We start from the raw sequence: 16,957 nt of genomic DNA, 5'->3' as shown, positions 1-16,957 counted from the left end.
CGCCTCCACCGCTGGATATAGACAGGGCCGGACCCGTGGTGCGGATCCGGCCCCGCCGGTGGTGCGGAGTTGCTATGACGCGGGGTAGTCCGTCACGTAGACCGGCACGCCGATCTTGGTGGTGTCCGCCGCAGCGCCCTCGCCGTTGACCACGTGGTCGATGATGCCGGCGCTGAGGTTGACCGTCATGATGTGGTGCAGCTTGACACCCGGGCGCTTGGGCACCTCGAAGCCGTTCGCGGTGTGGATCGCCGGGTTGTTCTGGTTGAAGACGTACACGCCGGCCCCGTACAGCTTGTGGTTGCGGACCTTGGCACCGACCTTGTAGCCGGCGTAGCCCAGCGTGCCGTCCCGCTGCGTCCAGTCCGCCTGCGTCGGCGGGTCGTACGGCAGCTCGTTCTGGTAGAGCACGGTCGTGCCGTTCTCGCCGTTCCAGATGGTGTTGTACTGCTGGAAGTGCTCGACGAACAGGCCGGTGGCCGTCACGTTGTCGCCGTTGATGACGGCACCGTTGCGGCCGATGTTGGTCCGCCAGCGCTGGGTGTCACCGTTGACGCCCTCGGTGAACCCCTCGACGCCGTGGTCACCGCGCCACACCCAGGTGTGGTCGATGAGCACGTTGTCGCTGTTGACCTCGAGCGCCACGTCGACCTTGCCGATGCGCGGGCCGCCGACGCGGAAGTACACGTCGGACAGCGTGGTCGGGTTGCTCGCCGAGCTGAGGCCGATGCCGTTCTTGTTGCCGACCTTGAGCAGGTTCTTCGACTCCTTCGTACCGGCGTCGATGGTCACACCCGCGACCACCACGCCGGGCACGTCCGCGACGGCCAGCGGCGTCGCGCCGTTGACCGCGGTCAGGGTGGCGTGACCGATGCCGAGCACCACCTGGTTCGGACGCCACACCTGGATGCTCTGCGCGACGTTGTAGACGCCCGGGGTGAGCAGCAGGTTCTTGCCCAGGGCCAGGTTGGCGTTGATCAGCCAGACCGGGTCGGAGGGCTTGGCCACGAAGAAGTCACGCAGCGCGATGGTCCGGCCGGGGGTGAGACCGGCGGACCAGGACGTGCCGCTGGTGTTGCGCTGGGCAGCGGGCACCCGGACGCTGTAGCGGCCGTCCGCGTCGGTGAACAGGTACGGCTTCTCCCGGCTCAGCGGGGTCTTCTCCAACGTCGTGTACGGCGGGTTCGGGAACGCCGTCTCCGCCGGCGCACCCTGCACGCCGGAGAAGACCTGGTTCCAGACACCGTTGGACCAGCTCGTCACCTTGCTGTTCCGGGTGATCCACTGCTGCTGCGAGCCGTTCACCACGTCGGGGAAGTTCGAGTCGGCGATGAAGCCACCACTGGCGTACTGCGGGCCGGCGGTGCAGTAGTCCATCAGCGAGAACGTGCCGCCGCTGACGTTGAGCCGCCGCAGCGACACCGCCTGCGACACGGCCCAGAAGTTCGCCGTCGCGCGGCAACCGTCCTGGCCCTTGCCGTTGACGTTGATGGACAGGTTGGACAGCGTCCGCCAGAAGTTGACCAGCGCCAGGCAGTTGCTGGTGCCGCCACCCTCGAGGCAGCGGTTGTACACCTCCACCTTGCCGTTGATCACCACGTCGGCCGGGGACGCGCCCAGGCCGGAGATCTCGGTGTAGTAGCCGACCTTGATCTGCAGCGGCTTGTCCGCCGTGCCGTACGTGCCCGGCTTGAAGAGAAAGGCGTACCGCTGGGTGCCCATCTCGTTGTCGACCTGCTGGGCGTAGGTGGCGTCCAGCGTGGCCTGGATCTGCTCGACCGGCGTCGCCGGGTCGAAAACGGTGACGTTGGTCCCCAGATTCGGCGCGGAGTTGCCCGGCCGTGCCGGTGCGGCCGAGGCGGCCGAACCGGTCAGCGGGCCGGTCGCCGTGACGGCGAGAACGAGGGCCAGGGCCCCGGCGAGGTGCCGGCGCCCGAGGAGACGGCCACCGCCGGTGGGGCGTGTCGTCATGCGGAAAGGTCCTTTCGTAACAGGGTCGCCATGAAGCTGATCACAGCAAGCGATAGACGAGCCCAACTGTCAAGAGAGCGCTCTCGGTGAGGAGGCCGCAATCCCGTCGGCATCCGGACAACTCGCCGGAGTTCCGGAACCGGTGGCGGCCGAACGGGCCATCGGGGCGGACTGCGCGTACCGGTATCTCCGGGACGTCCTCGCGCCTCTGCTTGGCATGACGGGAATCGACTATGCGGCGGTACGGCGTACCTGTGTGTTCGCCGTGGCCCTGATCCTGCTGTTGTTCTTCGCGCGGTCGGGGGCGTCGTCGCTGACCATCCAGGTGTGGTTCACGCTGTTCGTGATCGCGGCGACGCTCTGGGTCCGCGGTCAGTACATGGACAGCCTCGACGACCGGCAGTGGCTGATCTCCCGGCGCGCCGGGGCGGCCCTGCTGGTGGTGGCGGTCGCGCTGGTGGCCTCGTACGAGGTCCGCCCGCGCGCCGGTGCCGCCCTCGCCGGCGTCCTGCTGGCGTACTTCGTGGCCGGCTCGGCCATCACCTGGCTGCGGCAGGGACTGCGCTCCGACCGGATCCGGCGCAACCTCGCGCTCACCCTGACCACCGCCGGGGCCGGCTGCACCCTGCTGGGCATCGTGCTGCTCGGCCGCGGCTCCGGCACGGCCGGCGTGATCCTGGAGTACGTCCTGCTCGGCGCGGCCCTGCTGGTGCTGCTGCCGCTCGGCGTGGCTCTGCTCTCCGAGGTCGTCATCCGCTGGATGTGCGGCCTGTCCGGACCGCGGCCGCTGCGCACGTGGTTCGGGCTCGCCGGTGCGGCGCTGTTCGTGCTCTCCACCGTGCTGCTCTACGCGCTGACCCGGTCGCCGTGGCTGCTCGGCGCCGTCATCGTGCTGGCGCTGCTGGTGATCGCCGTGGTTTCCAGCACGCAGGCCGACATCGCGTTCGTGATGAGCGTGATCGCGCTGCTGGGGGTCACGCCGCTGCCCGCCGACGTACCGGCCGACCTGGTGCCGGACCGCACCGCCCGGTCCCTGCTGGTCGCGTTCGGCGACTCCTACATGTCCGGTGAGGGCGCGTCCACGTACTACCAGGGCACAGATGTCGGCGGCGGCAACCAGTGCCGCCGCTCGCCCACCGCCTGGGCCGCCATGGCGGGCCAGCAGCGCCCGTTCGACCAGGTCGAGTTCCTCGCCTGCTCCGGCGCGCGCACCTGGAACGTCGAGTCCGCGGTGGCCCCGCCGACCCGGCCCGGCGTGCCGCCGCCCGAGCCCCAGGCCGGCGAGGAGCGCACCCAGCTCGACGCCTACCTGCACGACTACGGCAACGGGTTCACCCCGGCGATGGTCGTCGCCGGGATCGGCGGCAACGACGCGGGCTTCTCCACGATCGGGCTGATGTGCCTGGCCCCCGGTACCTGCAGCAGCCAGGGCAAGCTCTGGACCGGCGCGCTCGAGCAGGTACGCCAGAACCTGCGCGACACCTATCAGCAGCTCGACAAGGTCTTCCCGGACACCCCGGTGGTCACCGTCGGCTACCCGGACCCGATCGACCTCACCGGCCGCTGCGACGACCTGGCGCTGGCCCCGCGCGAGCGCCGCTTCCTGCACGACTTCGTCACCCGGGGCCTCAACCGGGTGATCGCCGAGACGTCCGCGGAGTTCGGCTTCCACTACCTGGCGGCGATGGAGTCCTCGCTGCGGGTCGCCAACCTCCAGCTGTGCGACGAGCGGAACGAGGGCCGCCCCGGCCTCAACTTCATCGGTGTCCGGTCCGTCGGCGGGGTCGCGGAGCAGCGTTTCAATCCCAAGAACTTCTCGCACAGCAGCCTGCACCCGAACGAGCGCGGCCACGCGGCGATGCTGCGCACCTTCCAGACCTGGCTGCCCGACCTGGCGACCCTGCCCGCCCGGGGCCCGATCACCAAGGCGACGGCCGACGCCCGGGACGCGGGCCTGCGTACCGTCTCGACGGGTCAGGCCGAGCCGCAGTGCGACGTGCTCAGCGCCAGCACCGACGGCTGCCGCACCCAGGGGATGCAGTGGGCCAAGGGCCGGGTCCGGATGCTGCTGCTCACCCAGGGCTGGCTGGGCCTGCTGCCCCTGGCCGGCATCTGGCTCGCGGCGGTCGCTTTCTTCGGTCACCAGCGTCACCGCCTCGCCGCCCGGCGCGGATGACTGTGGTCGCCGGCTGAGCCCCGCCCGCGGACGCGGGCGGGGCACACCGGTGGCCGGCGCCGACTCGCGGTCAGGCCTTGACCACCTGGAAGGTGATCTCGTAATCGGCGTTCGGCAGGTGGAACTCGCCGCGCTGCGGGCCGTGGCCGGCCTGGCCACCGATGGCGGTGACCACGCCGAGCTGGTCGTCCGAGCCGGGGTCCACCTCGACCAGGGCGATGTGGGCGACCGACGTGAAGACCGTCGTGCGCGGCCGCAGGTCCACGGTCTCGCCCTTGCCGATGTCACCGGGGCCGTAGACCGAGACGCCGTTGACGAACAGCTGCGGCTCGTCCCGTCCGATGGTGTCCTGCTTGCGCTTGCAGGTCAGCGAGGTCAGCTGCAGCCGGTACCGCCCCGCGGTGCTGGTCATGGTCGTTGCCGTGCTCGCGGCGGTGCTGTTTCCCGCGTTGCCCTTCATGGGTCCTCCTGGTGGGTGGGGGCCGGCACCTGCTGCCCGCCCTCGCTTCCCAAGGTGGGCCGGACCCGTTGGGCGACTGTTGGATTTCCGTTGAACCGCAGGTCCGTTGGGCGACAGCGGTCGTGCCGCGGGCGGCGGAGACTGAGCGGAACGGAGGAGGAGCCGATCACAGTGCCTGCGGACTTCCGGTTGCTCGGCGAGATCGACGTGTCCGTCGGTGGCCGGCCGGTCGACATCGGCCACACCAAGCAAAGGTATGTGCTGGCCGCGCTGGCCGTCGAGGCCGGCCGGTGCGTCCCGGCCGACAGCCTCATCGAGCGGGTCTGGGGAGCCGACCCGCCGCGCCGGGCCAGGGACACCACCCGGGCCTACCTGTGCAAGCTCCGGCAGGCCCTCGAGCCGTGGGACGCGATGATCATCCGGCAGGCGGCGGGCTACCTGCTGGCCGTCGATCCGCTGTCGGTCGACGTGCACCGGTTCCGGCATCTCGTCGCGACGGCCCGCTGCGGTGCGGAGGCGACGGCCCAGGAGGCGTACGCCGCGGCGCTGCGGTTGTGGCGCGGTCAGCCGCTCGGCCCGCTCGACACGCCCTGGGCGGCGCAGGTCCGCGCTGAGCTGGCCCGGGAACGGCAGGCCGCCGAGCGCGACCACATCGACCTGCTGCTGGCCGGCGGCGGGCACGCGGAGCTGCTCGCCCCGCTCAGCGCGCAGGCGGCGGCCGACCCGTTCGACGAGCGGCTGGCCGGCCAGCTCATCCTGGCCCTGTACCGCAGCGACCGGCGGGCCGACGCTCTGGCCCACTACGAGCGGGTACGCCGGCAGCTCGCCGACGAGCTCGGCATCGACCCGGGTCCGGCACTGCAGCGGCTGCACGGGCGGATCCTGCGTACCGACACGTCGCTGGGGGCGCCCCGGGCCGGCGTGATCCGGCAACGGGCGACGCCCCGGCAGCTGCCGCCGCTGCCCGCCGCCTTCACCGGTCGTTCGGTCATGCTGTCGCGGTTGGACACCGTGCTGCTGCCCGGGGAGAGCGGCCGGGCGGGCCGCGTGGCGGTGATCCACGGACCGGGCGGCGTGGGCAAGACGTGGCTCGCGCTGCGCTGGGCCCACGACAACGCCCATCGCTTCCCGGACGGCCAGCTCTATGTGAACCTGCGCGGGTTCGATCCCGGCCGGGACCCGCTGACCTCCGAGGCCGCGGTGCGGGGTCTGCTCCACGGGCTGGGCGTCACCGCGGCAGCCGTGCCCCCGGACCCGGACAGCCAGGTCGCCCTCTACCGCAGCCTGATGGCCGGGCGCCGGATCCTGCTGGTGCTGGACAACGCCCGTACGTCGGCACAGGCCGAGCCGTTGCTGCCCGGCGCGGCGAGCTGCGCGACCCTGATCACCGGCCGCACCGGGCTCGCCGACCTGGTGGCGGGGCACAGTGCTCGTCCCGTACCGCTGGGGGTGATCGACGACGCGGAGTCGGCGCAGGTCCTCGCCGGTCATCTCGGTGCCGCCCGGCTCGCCGGGGAGCCCGGCGCGACCACCGAGCTGATCCGGCACTGCGCCGGCCTGCCGCTGGCGCTCGGGATCGTGGCGGGCCGGGCGGCGCTCGCCCCCGAGCTGCCGCTGGCCGCGCTGGCCGACGACCTGCGGGAGTCGTCGGCCCGGCTGGACGGGCTCGACACCGGCGATCTGCGGGGCAACCTGCGGGCCGTGCTCGCCGCCTCGGTCGCCGCCGTCCGGCCGGAGGCGGCCGAGTTGTTCGGCCGGCTCGGCGCCGCCCCGGGCCCGGACATCGCGCTGGCCGCCGTGCGCAGCCTGATCGGGCTGAGCCGCGCGGAGCTCATGCCGTCGCTGCGGGAGCTGATCGACGCGCACCTGGTGCAGGAGCACCAGCCGGGCCGGTACCGCATGCACGACCTGGTCCGCCTGTACGCCGTGGAGGCCGGCGGCGATCCGGCGCCGGTCCGCGACCGGATGCTCGGCTACTACGCCCGCACCGCCCTGGCCGCGGACCGGGCCCTCGACCCGACCCGCGACCAGCCGGGCCACGTCGGCCGCACGGTCGCCGGGGCGGTCCGGGCGGTGACCGACCCGCTCGACGCGGTGGTCTGGTTCGAGCACGAGCACCAGGTGCTGCTGTCCTGCGTCGCGCAGGCGGCCGACTGCGGCGCCGATCCGCAGGTCCTGGCGCTGGTCTGGGGCATGACCACCTATCTGGAACGGCGCGGCCGGTGGCACGACCGGGCGGCGCTCCAGCAGGCCGCGGTTCTCGCCGCGGTCCGGCTGGGTGACCTGGGCGCCGAGGCGGACGCGCGCCGGGGGCTGGCCATGGCGCACATCTGGCTCAGCGCCTACGACCGGGCGGCCACGGAGCTGGCCACCGCCCGCGAGCTGTTCCACGCGGCCGGCGATCCGATCGGCCTGGCCGGGGCGCACCGTACGACGGCCAGGATGCTGGGCCGGCAGGACAGGCACGCGGACGCTCTCGTGCACGACGAGCACGCCCTGACGTTGTTTCGGGCGGGGCATCACCTCGTCGGGCAGGCCACCGTCCTCAACGCCATCGGCTGGCACCACGCCCATCTGGGCCGTCCGGAGGCGGCGATCGAGAACTGCCGGCAGGCCCTGGCCATCCACGAGCAGCTCGGCAACAGCTTCGGCCGGGCGCTGACCTGGGACACCCTCGGGATGGCGTACCACGTGCGAGCGGACCACGGTGACGCACTGACCTATTTCCGGCACGCGGTGGCGGCGTTCCGCTCCTGCGGCGACCGTTACCAGGAGGCCGACACCCTGCGCCGGATCGGCGCCGTCCTGCTGGAGACCGGAGCGGTTCAGGACGGTTGCGCGGCCTGGTGCCGGGCGGCGGTGATCCTCGGCGAGCTCGGGCACCCCGATGCCGACGTGGTCCGCCGGCAACTCGGCGAGATCACCGTCGCGCCCGTGCCGGCGGGTGCCCTCAGCGTCTCGTGAAGACCGGTCCCAGCTTGTCGACCTCCGCCCCGGCCCGTCCGTGGAAGCCGGTCAGGTGCCGGCCCGCGGGCGCGGTCCAGGTCACGCAGTCCGCGGTGGGCGTGCCGCCGCTGACGGTCGCGCCGAGGTTCGTGGTCAGGCCGGCCGAGAAGATCCGGGTACGGCCGTCGCGCACGCCCCGGCACACGGTCGCCGAGGCCACGTACTCGCCGGCGGCCAGCGTCAGCGACCGCGCGGTGCCACCCGGGCCGCCGTGCCGCAGCGTCGTGCCGTCGGCCAGGGTCAGGCTGAGCTGATCGAGGCGGTTGCCGGCGCGCAGCCCGATCGCGGTGACGCGGGCATCCGGCGCCACGGCCGGCACGTCGGTGAAGTGGTCGCCGTGCGGACCGCCGAACTGATCGCCCAGCCGGTAGTCCGGGTTCGCCGTCCACGCCAGCCGCACCGAGACGGGATCGTGGTCGGACAACCGGATCCCCTCGGGGGTGCGGAAGGCAGCGCTCTCGTTGTGGTAGGCGGTCGCCCGCAGCGTCACGGACCGGCTGCTGCGGTAGAGCACCTTGTCCACCACCTCGCACGCGTCGCTCACCACGGCGTCGTCGCAGACCAGCGCCGGGCTGCCGGCCGCCGGGGCGACACCGCCGCGGACGAGCTGCACCCAGGTGTCGGTCAGCCCGTTGTCCGAGACGAACGCCCGGATCGTGTCCGCCGCCCGGGTCCAGCGGGTGTTGGTGTCACCCATGACCACCACGGCGTTGCCCGCGGAGTGGCTGCCGATGAACGCGGTGAGCTGGCTCAGGTTGGCCGCCCGGGACTGCTGGTCGCCCGCGTTCGTGCCCGCGTCGGTGTGCAGGTTGTAGACATCGACGAAGACGCCGTCCGCCACCCGGGTCCGCAGGAACGTGAAGCCCTTCGGCGTCAGGCAGTCACCGGAGTCGAGCCGGCAGGAGGTCCAGCGCCCCCGTTCGGCGTCGTCGTACGGGTACGCCGACAGCGTGTTCAGCCCGCTGCCGAGGCCCGCCCCGCCACTGGTCGCCGTCCGGTACGGGTGGCTGTCCGCCGCGTACAGGGCCGCGTGGTAGTTGAAGTCCTCCTGGACGTTGACGATGTCGTACGCGGAGAGCCGTTGCCCGATCGCCGTCGTGCTCGGGCCCCGGGGTGCCGGGGCGCTGGACAGGCCCTCCGGCAGCCCGGCGATGTTGTAGGTGAGCACGTCGACGGTGCCGGCGGCGGCCGGGTCCGCGAGGGCGGGCCCGGCCGGGACGACGACCGCGGCGGCGGCGACGAGGCAGCTCAGCAGCAGGCGCACCGGTCAGTGCACCACGGGGCCGGCCCAGCCGGTGGCCACGTGGCCGATCCGGACCCGCTGCGGATGGTCGCCGACGGCCACCGTGGCCACCCGCTGGCCGGTGGCGAAGCTGATCGCCGAGACCTGGTCCGCGCCGGACTCCGAGATCACGCAGTCCCGGCCGTCACCGCTGACCGTGGCCCAGTACGGCTTGCTCGCCGGGACCAGGGTCGCCTCCCGCAGCGAGCCGCGGTCGACGACGGTCACGTAGTCGTCCATGGTCCCGGCGACGCAGAGCTTGCCGCCGTCCGGGCTCATGGCCAGGCCGTGGTGCCGGGAGTCGTTGACGAAGGTGGTGCGGTCGTCGCTGGTGGCCGGGTTCTTCGGCAAGGTCTTGACCCGGGTCACCTTGTCGGTGGCGACGTCGTACTCGACGAACCCGTTGAAGTACGACACCTGGAAGTACAGCTTCGTGCCGTCCGGGCTGAACACGGCGGGCCGGATCGCGTTGGACAGGTCCTTGCGGCCGAAGGCGTCCAGCCGGGCGCGCATGTCGATCGTGCGTACGGTCCGGAAGGTCGTGGTGTCCACGACCGTGATCCGCCGGTTGCCCTTGGTCCAGTCCCAGCCGGGGTCGTCGAGGTCGGTGTTGACCTCGCCGATGGACATGTTCCACAGGTAGCGGCCGCCGTCGGTGTAGACGTTCTCGTGCGGCTTGTCCCCGGTGGCGAACGAGCCCAGCTGCCGGCCGGTCGCGATGTCCAGCACGTGCACCGTGTTCGAGGTGGACGCCGAGACCGCGACCTGGGTGCCGTCCGGCGAGACCGCCATGTGGTCGGCGCGGAACCCGGAGACCGGGAACCGCCACTTCGGCAGCCCGGTGCGCAGGTCGATCGAGATCACGTCGGCCAGGCTGGGCCGGGAGGCGACCAGCGCGGTGCCGTCCGGGGTGGTGTACATGTCGTCGACGAGCTGGTCGTGCCCCTCGCCGGGACCGGAGCGAATGCCGAGGAAGTAGGCCAGCTTGATCGGGTTGAGGTAGATGTCCCAGAGCCGGACGTCCAGATCCGGGATCACACTGAGCCCGCCGAGCTTGGTGTAGCCGCCGCCGGAGCGGATGACGTCGACCGTGCCGGCCCAGTTGTTGCCGACGAACATCACCTCCTGCAGACCCGCGGGCGGCGCGGCCGCCGCGGGCAGCGGTGCGGCGGCGAACAGGGTGGCGGCTAGGGCGGTTAACGCGAACATTTTTCGGGCCACGGGACTCTCCTGGACGCGGGGAGTGATGTTACTTTGCGGTAACGAACAGGAAACAGCGGATCGCCGCCCGTCGATAGGTGCCGGGAACCAACGTCTCGACCCGTCGTTGTACGGCAGCCACAACCGCCCGGGAGCAACCATGGGACCGACAGCGCGCGGCGACGTGTTCGTCAAGGTGCTGTGGGCCATGGCCGCCGACGAGGACATCGTGGACGACCTGGTCCGGGCGGCCCGGGCCGAGGCGCCGGAGGTCGCGCGGCTGCCCGCGGCCGAGACCCGCCGGCACGTCGCGCTGCTGTTCTCGGCCGGGCTGGCATCCTTCGAGCGGGCCGGCGATCCCGGTGCGGGTGACTTCGCCGAGGCGGCCCGGCTCGGTGCCGACCGGGCGGCGCAGGGCATCTCGATCGGCGGCCTGCTCTGCGCCGTGCAGGCCGGACGCAACCGGGCCCTGGAGATCGCCGTGCAGCGGGCCCGCGACGCCGCCATCCCGGACGGGGTCCTGCTCGAGGTCCTGCTCGACCTGGACCGCTACCTCGGGATCATGGAACGGCACGTGATCGCCGGCCACCGGGCCGCGGAGCAGGCGCTGGCCAGCACCCGGGTGGAGACCGGCGACCGGGTCCTGCGCGCGCTGCTGCTCGGCGACGAGCCGGCGCCGTCACCGGCCGAGCTGCTCCGGGCCGGGCTGCGCGCCGACGGCCGTTACCACTGCCTGGTCGGCGAGGTGACCGATCCGGGCCGGCTGCGGGCGATGGGCCGCCGGCTGGCGGCGGGCGGGGGCGTCGCCGGTACGGTGCGGGGCCGGCTCGCCGTGCTCACGCCGCGGATGCCGGCGGAGGACCTCCTCGATCCGGGCGTGCTGATGGTCGCGGCCCCCGCGTGGCCGTTGCCGGGCATCCGCGCGGTGTTCGACCTCTGCCTGGCCGCTCTGCCGATCGCCGCCCGCTCCGGACGGTCCGGCCCGCATCCGCTCGTCGAGCACGCCGGCGACCTCGCCCTGAGTGCCCAGCCGATGCTCGCCGGGCTGGTCACCTCGGCCGTGCTGGGCGAACTGCGGGCCGGGGACGACTTCCACCGAGAGCTGGTGTCGACCGCCATGGCCTATCTGGACCACGGTCAGCGGCTGGACCACACGGCCGCGGCGTTGCACGTGCACCCGAACACGGTCCGGTACCGGCTGCGCCGGCTGCACGAGCTCACCGGGGTGCCGCTGGTGCCGGGCGAACCGGGGGAGGGGCTGACCGTGCTGGCCACCGTGGGCCTGTGGTGGGCCCTGCGGAGCTGGCGCGAGTCGCCGGCCGGGGCGGGGCCGGTACTCAGAGACTTCGATGCTTGACGATGCGTCGCGGCCGGGGTTAGCGTGCCTCCCATCCAGAACAACCACCTTTTCTGGATCAAAGTGGGGGAGATTCCCGTGCACACCTGTGACTGTCAGGCCCACCAGGTCCGGTACGGCCGTACCCGCTGGCGCCGCTTCGGCATCCTCTTCGGGCTCAGCGCGGCGACCGTCGGTGGCCTGCTCACGCTGATGTCCAACGGCGCGCTGGCCGCCTCGTTCTCGGTGTCCGGCCAGCAGTTCAAGGTCAGCGCCGACAAGCTCGAGGCGAACGGCTTCGTGCAGTACGGCACGGTCGACGCCCGTACCGAGCCGGGTGCCGGCTCCCAGCGGCCCGAGCCGGTGGCGGTGTCGGCGATGAAGACGGCGACCCTGACCAACCTGTGCCAGTCCGTCATCACCGATCTCGGCGACTTCGGTTCGGTCACTCTCAAGATCAATGCCGGCACCGGCAAGGACCCGGTGACGGCCAAGAACATGGTCGTCGACATGACCAACCTCGACGGCAACGCCAAGTTCCAGGACATGGAGATCGGCCGCGACGCCGCCACCCTCGACAAGGGACCGACCAACGATCCCGCCGAGATCGCCCAGCGCCGCGAGGGCTTCTTCAGCCAGCAGGCCGACAAGGTGACCATCACCAACCTCAAGCAGGTGGCCTGGGCGACGACCGCGGGCGAGTTCAACCTCACCGGGCTCTCCCTGCGCCTCAAGTGGGGCAAGGACGAGTGCTTCTGAGCGTGCGCCGCATCCCACGATCGAAGGAGATCGAGATGGTTCGTACCCGTACCCGTATCGCCCGCCACCCGGTGCTGATCGCGACGGCCGTGGCCGCCGCCACCGCGCTGGTGACCTTTCCCGCGGGGCCGGCCCAGGCCGCCGCCTCGACCACCGTCGGCCCGGCCGGCCACAGCTACACCGCCGCGCTGGTGCCCGGCACCACCGCGACCTTCCTGGTCGGCTCGACCACGGTGACCTGCAACCAGTCGGCCAACAACGGCGCGGTGCCGGCCGAGCCGGCCAACACCAGCGCCGACGGCCCGGTCGTGTCGACGCTGACCCCGGCGACCTTCGCCAACAACGGCGGCGCCTGCCCGACCAACGTGCTGTTCACGACCGCGCGCACGGTCTCCAACTCGACCAACGGCGACTGGACCATCGCGCTGCAGTACGACGAGGCCGGCTCGGTCGGCACCATGACCATCCCGCAGGCCGGCGTGGTCACCACCATCTCCGGCCTCGCGTCCTGCGTGGTCACCGTGGCCCCGGACGGTCCCGCGTCCTTCAGCGGCCCCTGGGTCCCGGGCACCGGGACCAGCGCTCCGCAGCTCGACTTCTCCGCGGGCGTCTCCCTGCCGATCAAGGTGACCGGCGGCCTGACCTGCCCGACCGGCGCCACCACGGCGACGTTCCGGGCGCGCTACGCGGTCGCCGACACCACGGATGCGGCCCAGCAGATCACCGTCACGGCCGGACCGGCCCCCACCGAGCCGACCCCCTCCGAGCCGACCCCCTCCGAGCCGCCTTCCCCGGGCTCGACCGAGTAGGCCGGCTATCCCGGGCTTCCGGCGGCCGCGCGAGCCGCGGCCGCCGGGCCCAGGAACGGTACGAGCACCAGGTAGGTCAGATCGCCCAGGCGCTGCGGCAGCTCCGCCGCCCGCCCGGTCGACACGAAGTCGTAGATGACGCCGTAGACGCCGGCGATCACCGCGTCGATCACGCCGCCCGGCACCGGCGGTGACCCGGCCCGGCGCGGTGCCTCGGTGAAGAAGACCGCATAGGCGTCCAGCAACTGCCGCCGGCAGGCCCGCGCGCGTGGCCCCGCGGCGAGCACCTCGACCACCGCCAGCGCGGCGAAGGCCGGCTCGGCCGCCAGGATCCGCAGCAGCGTGTCGAGACCGCTGTGCATCCGCTGCGGCCAGCGGGCCGGCCGGGCGTACGCCGCGGCGACCGATTTCTGCAGCAGGGTGACCCCGCGCTCGAAGGTGGCCAGGAAGCACGCCTCCTTGTCGGCGAAGTGCTGGTAGAACGCGCGGGTGGAGACCCCGGCGGCGGTGCACACCTCACCCAGGGAAGCGCTGGCGTAACCGCGCTCGGCCACCGTACGGGCCATCGCGTCGATGAGGCGGTCGCGCTGGGTGCGGCTGACGAATTCCCGGGTCAGATCGTGGCGTCCGCGCGGCAGCAGCCGGTCCGGCTCGGTGGCCGATCGCGAGCCCGGAATGCGCTCGTCGGATGGCGCCGTCTGGGACACCGTCACCTTCCTTCGCCGTATGAGTGCGCCGTCGGGGCGGACTGCCGGCCGGCGGCCGGAATGGTCGCGGCACCGCTGCGGCCAGCCTAGACGACCGCGCGACGGTGGTGGGCCGCCGCGACGCGATGGGCGATTCGGGCGGATATCCCCGATCGGAACGGGTGCTCCGGATACCTTCGTGTCGGCTGTGGAATGAATGGTGAAGTCTTATGTGAAAGGTGCGTCATGTCTGTTCGCCGCCGTATTCTCCCCGCCGGTTCCCGGGTGCTGGCCGCCGCGACGCTGGCTGCCGCGACCGTGGCGGCCGCGGCGCTCGTGCCGGCGACCCCGGCCCAGGCGGCGCCGGCGATCCCGTTCCTCACCGGCTTCCAGCTGTTCAACGTGCACAGCGGGAAATGCCTCGCGCCCGCCGCGAACGACGCCGTCGTGCAGAGCACCTGCCGCGAGGAGAGCGCGCACCTGTGGCGGATGCGGCTCGTGTCGCTGACCGGCCTGTTCCAGATCCAGAACGTCCGCAGTGGCCGGTGCCTGAGCGCCACCGGCGGCGACGGACGCGCCGTGCAGCACCGGTGCGACGACGCCCTGGCCCGCAGCTGGCGCCTGTGGGACGCGAAGGGCAAAGGCTTCTCCATCCGCAGCGCCATCAGCGGCCGGTGCCTGACCGTCGCCGGTGGCGGCCGGGCCGAGAACGCCGCCGCGGTGCTGTCGACCTGTGGCCCCGCCCGCTCCCGGCGCTGGGACGCGCGCCTGCTGGGCAGCACGGAGCGGGCATGAGAAGGGGGCGCGGGCCACACCGGCCCGCGCCCCCTCGTCAACCCTTCCTCAGCGCAGCACGCTGAGATCCGGCAGCACGCGGTTGGAGCCGCCGCCGGAGGCGGACGCGCTCTTGGCCGCCGCGGCCGTCGGATCCGGCTGCGGCAACGGGTCGCACTGCTTGTCGGAACGGTTGCCGCGCACCCGGGCCGGCAGTGTGCCGTCGGACAGGTACGCCGCGATCGCGTTGTCGGTGCAGGCGATGCCGTTGAGCGAGCCGGAGTGCGTGGTGCCCCCGACACCCTCGAGCAGCACCGACCGCGGGAAGCGCTTGCGGACCTCGAGGCTGCCCGCGTACGGGGTCGCCGCGTCGTTGGTCTCGCTGATCAGCAGGATCGGCGGCGCCTTCTGGCCGTTGACGTTCACCGGCGTGCCGACGTCGCCCTTCCAGAACACGCAGGGCGCGTTGAACCAGGCGTTGCTCCACGTCAGGAACGGGTGCTGGGAGTAGGTCCGCCAGTTGTCGCGCTGCCACTTGCTCCAGTTCTTCGGCCACTGCACGTCGGTGCACTGGGTGGCCAGGTACATGGCGTAGCCGTTGTCGGTGCCCGGGCCCTGCGGGTAGCCACCGTCGTACAGCGCCTTGACCGGGGCGTAGTCGCCGTCGTTGACGTACGCCGCGAACGCCTCGGCGATGGTCGTCCAGTCGAAGATGTAGTACGCCGCCGAGGTGAAGATGTCGGTCCACTCGTCCGGGCCGATGACGCCGCCGGCCGGTGCCTTGCGCAGCTGCTGCAGCGTCGCGTAGTACTTCTTCTTCACCGCGCTGCCGGTCGTGCCCAGGTGGTAGACCGAGTCGTACCTGGCGACCCAGGCGAAGTAGGTGTTGATGTTCTTGTCGAACGCCACGTCCTGCGCCAGGTTCGCCTTGTACCAGACGTCGCGCGGGTCGACGTTGCCGTCGAGGACCATCCGGCGGACCCGCTCCGGGTGCAGCGTGCTGTACACCTGGCCGAGGTACGTGCCGTACGAGAAGCCGTAGAAGTTGAGCTGCTTCGCGCCCAGCGCCTTGCGGATGCTCTCCATGTCGGCGATCGTGTCCGTGGTCTTGACGTGGTCGAGCAGCTCGCCGCCGGCCTTGGCGCAGGCCTGCGCGTACTGCTTCGAGCGGGCCAGCCACTGCTTCTCCAGCGAACGCGTGACCGGCACGTAGTACGGCCGGTTGTACTGGGTCGTCAGGTTGCCGTCGCAGGACAGGGACGGCTCGCTGGAGCCGACGCCGCGCGGGTCGAACCCGATCCAGTCGTACTCACTGCCCACGTTGTCCGGCACGTACTCGCCGAGCACCGACAGGGTCAGCCCGGATCCGCCGGGGCCGCCCGGGTTGGTCAGCATGATGCCCTGGTAGTCCGCCGCCGGTGACTTGTGCAGGATGCGGGAGACGGCCAGCTTGATCTTGGTGCCGCGCGGGCGCCGGTAGTCCAGCGGCACCGTGAGCATGCCGCACTGCGCGCCGCGGCGCTGCAACCCGGGACTCTCGCACGTGCCCCACGCGATCGGCGCGGGTGTGTAACCGGATTCGCCGCGCGCGGGCGTCGCCTGCGCGGGCGCCGACGCCACCGCGCCACCGGCCGCCAGGCCGATGACGACAGCGGCCGTCAGGAGTCTTCTCATGTCGTGCCTCTCGTCCGACGTGCTCGGCGGGGCGTGCCGATCGGATCGCGATCGAAACGTATGAGCCGGGCGAACGAGAGCCTAGGCCCGATCCGGCCGGGCCGCGAGACCGGGAAGGCGGAAGCGTACACCTCGGCCCGGCAGTTCGTGGCCTTTGCCCGAGCTGGACGGGAAGCGGACTGAATGGCGGCCTGGACCGCTTTTGAAGCTAGTTTTCTCTGCGGCAGCACCATCCATTCAGCAGTTCCGTCAGAACGGGGAGAACCATGCACATCAATCGGCGCCTCTTGGCCCTCGCGGCGGTCACCGCCGTCACGATGACCGCGCAGATCCCGGCCCTTCCGGCGGCCGCGGCACCGCCCGCCGGCGGCGGCTTCAGCGGCGTGGCCGGCGATTTCAACGGCGACGGCCGGGACGACATCGTCACCTTCACCCGCGGCCCGGCTGCCGATGTCTACGTGGCGTTGTCGACGGGTTCGTCGTTCTCCGGCACGGGCGTGAAGTGGCACGACTTCTTCGCGGTGGGCACCGAGACGCCATTGGTGGGTGATTTCAACGGTGACGGCAAGGATGACATCGCGACGTTCACCCGGGGTGCGGCGGCGGATGTGTATGTCGCGTTGTCGACGGGTTCGTCGTTCACGGGTACGGGCGTGAAATGGCATGACTTTTTTGCGGTGGGTTCGGAGACACCGGCGGTCGGTGATTTCAACGGTGACGGCAAGGACGACATCGCGACGTTCACCCGGGGTGCGGCGGCGGATGTGTATGTCGCGTTGTCGACGGGTTCGTCGTTCACGGGTACGGGCGTGAAATGGCATGAC

General features: G+C 71.9%; 13 protein-coding genes. 7 read left to right on the top strand and 6 right to left on the bottom strand.

The window, feature by feature from the left end:
- Positions 1 to 72: 72 nt before the first annotated feature.
- A complete protein-coding gene (locus AB0C12_RS31330) occupies positions 73 to 1,971 on the bottom strand; it encodes an adenylyl cyclase (RefSeq protein WP_360553458.1) in 1,899 nt (632 codons plus the stop codon).
- A gap of 217 nt (positions 1,972 to 2,188) precedes the next feature.
- Here AB0C12_RS31330 and AB0C12_RS31325 point away from each other — a divergent pair, with 217 nt between their 5' ends.
- A complete protein-coding gene (locus AB0C12_RS31325; protein ID WP_360553457.1) occupies positions 2,189 to 4,147 on the top strand; it encodes an SGNH/GDSL hydrolase family protein in 1,959 nt (652 codons plus the stop codon).
- A gap of 70 nt (positions 4,148 to 4,217) precedes the next feature.
- Here AB0C12_RS31325 and AB0C12_RS31320 read toward each other — a convergent pair whose 3' ends face one another.
- Positions 4,218 to 4,607, bottom strand: coding sequence for a hypothetical protein (locus AB0C12_RS31320; RefSeq protein WP_360553456.1), 390 nt, complete (start codon positions 4,605 to 4,607; stop codon positions 4,218 to 4,220).
- A 171-nt stretch (positions 4,608 to 4,778) separates the two neighbouring features.
- On the opposite strand from AB0C12_RS31320, the gene AB0C12_RS31315 reads away from it, so the two are divergent.
- Positions 4,779 to 7,571: a BTAD domain-containing putative transcriptional regulator gene (locus AB0C12_RS31315; RefSeq protein ID WP_360553455.1), complete on the top strand. Its 2,793-nt coding sequence runs from the start codon at positions 4,779 to 4,781 to the stop codon at positions 7,569 to 7,571.
- Here AB0C12_RS31315 and AB0C12_RS31310 read toward each other — a convergent pair.
- Both AB0C12_RS31310 and AB0C12_RS31305 read right to left on the bottom strand, forming a co-directional pair.
- Positions 7,558 to 8,877, bottom strand: a complete 1,320-nt coding sequence (locus AB0C12_RS31310; protein WP_360553454.1) for an endonuclease/exonuclease/phosphatase family protein — start codon at positions 8,875 to 8,877, stop codon at positions 7,558 to 7,560. The two genes, AB0C12_RS31315 and AB0C12_RS31310, sit on opposite strands and share 14 nt — an antisense overlap.
- Before the next feature lie 3 nt (positions 8,878 to 8,880).
- The gene (locus tag AB0C12_RS31305; RefSeq protein ID WP_360553453.1) at positions 8,881 to 10,104 is read right to left on the bottom strand and encodes a YncE family protein; all 1,224 of its coding nucleotides are present in this window, start codon (positions 10,102 to 10,104) and stop codon (positions 8,881 to 8,883) included.
- Positions 10,105 to 10,255: 151 nt separating this feature from the next.
- Between AB0C12_RS31305 and AB0C12_RS31300 the strand changes: the two genes are divergently transcribed.
- From AB0C12_RS31300 to AB0C12_RS31290, 3 genes are all read left to right on the top strand, one after another.
- Positions 10,256 to 11,452: a helix-turn-helix domain-containing protein gene (locus AB0C12_RS31300; protein ID WP_360553452.1), complete on the top strand. Its 1,197-nt coding sequence runs from the start codon at positions 10,256 to 10,258 to the stop codon at positions 11,450 to 11,452.
- 78 nt (positions 11,453 to 11,530) lie between these two features.
- Positions 11,531 to 12,190 (top strand): DUF6230 family protein, encoded by a 660-nt coding sequence (locus AB0C12_RS31295; protein ID WP_360553451.1) that lies wholly within the window; start codon positions 11,531 to 11,533, stop codon positions 12,188 to 12,190.
- A 35-nt stretch (positions 12,191 to 12,225) separates the two neighbouring features.
- Positions 12,226 to 12,999, top strand: a complete 774-nt coding sequence (locus AB0C12_RS31290; RefSeq protein ID WP_360553450.1) for a hypothetical protein — start codon at positions 12,226 to 12,228, stop codon at positions 12,997 to 12,999.
- Positions 13,000 to 13,004: 5 nt separating this feature from the next.
- Here AB0C12_RS31290 and AB0C12_RS31285 read toward each other — a convergent pair whose 3' ends face one another.
- Positions 13,005 to 13,706 carry a TetR/AcrR family transcriptional regulator gene (locus AB0C12_RS31285; protein ID WP_360553449.1) on the bottom strand — a complete coding sequence of 234 codons (702 nt, stop codon included), beginning with the start codon at positions 13,704 to 13,706 and terminating at the stop codon, positions 13,005 to 13,007.
- A gap of 225 nt (positions 13,707 to 13,931) precedes the next feature.
- On the opposite strand from AB0C12_RS31285, the gene AB0C12_RS31280 reads away from it, so the two are divergent.
- Complete coding sequence (locus tag AB0C12_RS31280; protein WP_360553448.1) at positions 13,932 to 14,480, top strand: RICIN domain-containing protein; 549 nt, start codon at positions 13,932 to 13,934, stop codon at positions 14,478 to 14,480.
- Positions 14,481 to 14,528: 48 nt separating this feature from the next.
- Here AB0C12_RS31280 and AB0C12_RS31275 read toward each other — a convergent pair whose 3' ends face one another.
- Positions 14,529 to 16,133 (bottom strand): alpha/beta hydrolase, encoded by a 1,605-nt coding sequence (locus tag AB0C12_RS31275; RefSeq protein WP_360553447.1) that lies wholly within the window; start codon positions 16,131 to 16,133, stop codon positions 14,529 to 14,531.
- A 266-nt stretch (positions 16,134 to 16,399) separates the two neighbouring features.
- Here AB0C12_RS31275 and AB0C12_RS31270 point away from each other — a divergent pair.
- A partial coding sequence (locus AB0C12_RS31270; RefSeq protein WP_360553446.1) for a VCBS repeat-containing protein occupies positions 16,400 to 16,957 on the top strand: 558 nt, incomplete at its 3' end.

Origin of the sequence: Actinoplanes sp. NPDC048967 (assembly GCF_040649415.1) — a bacterium.
Lineage (GTDB): Bacteria > Actinomycetota > Actinomycetes > Mycobacteriales > Micromonosporaceae > Actinoplanes.
This window is presented reverse-complemented; position numbering and strand designations above follow the sequence as displayed.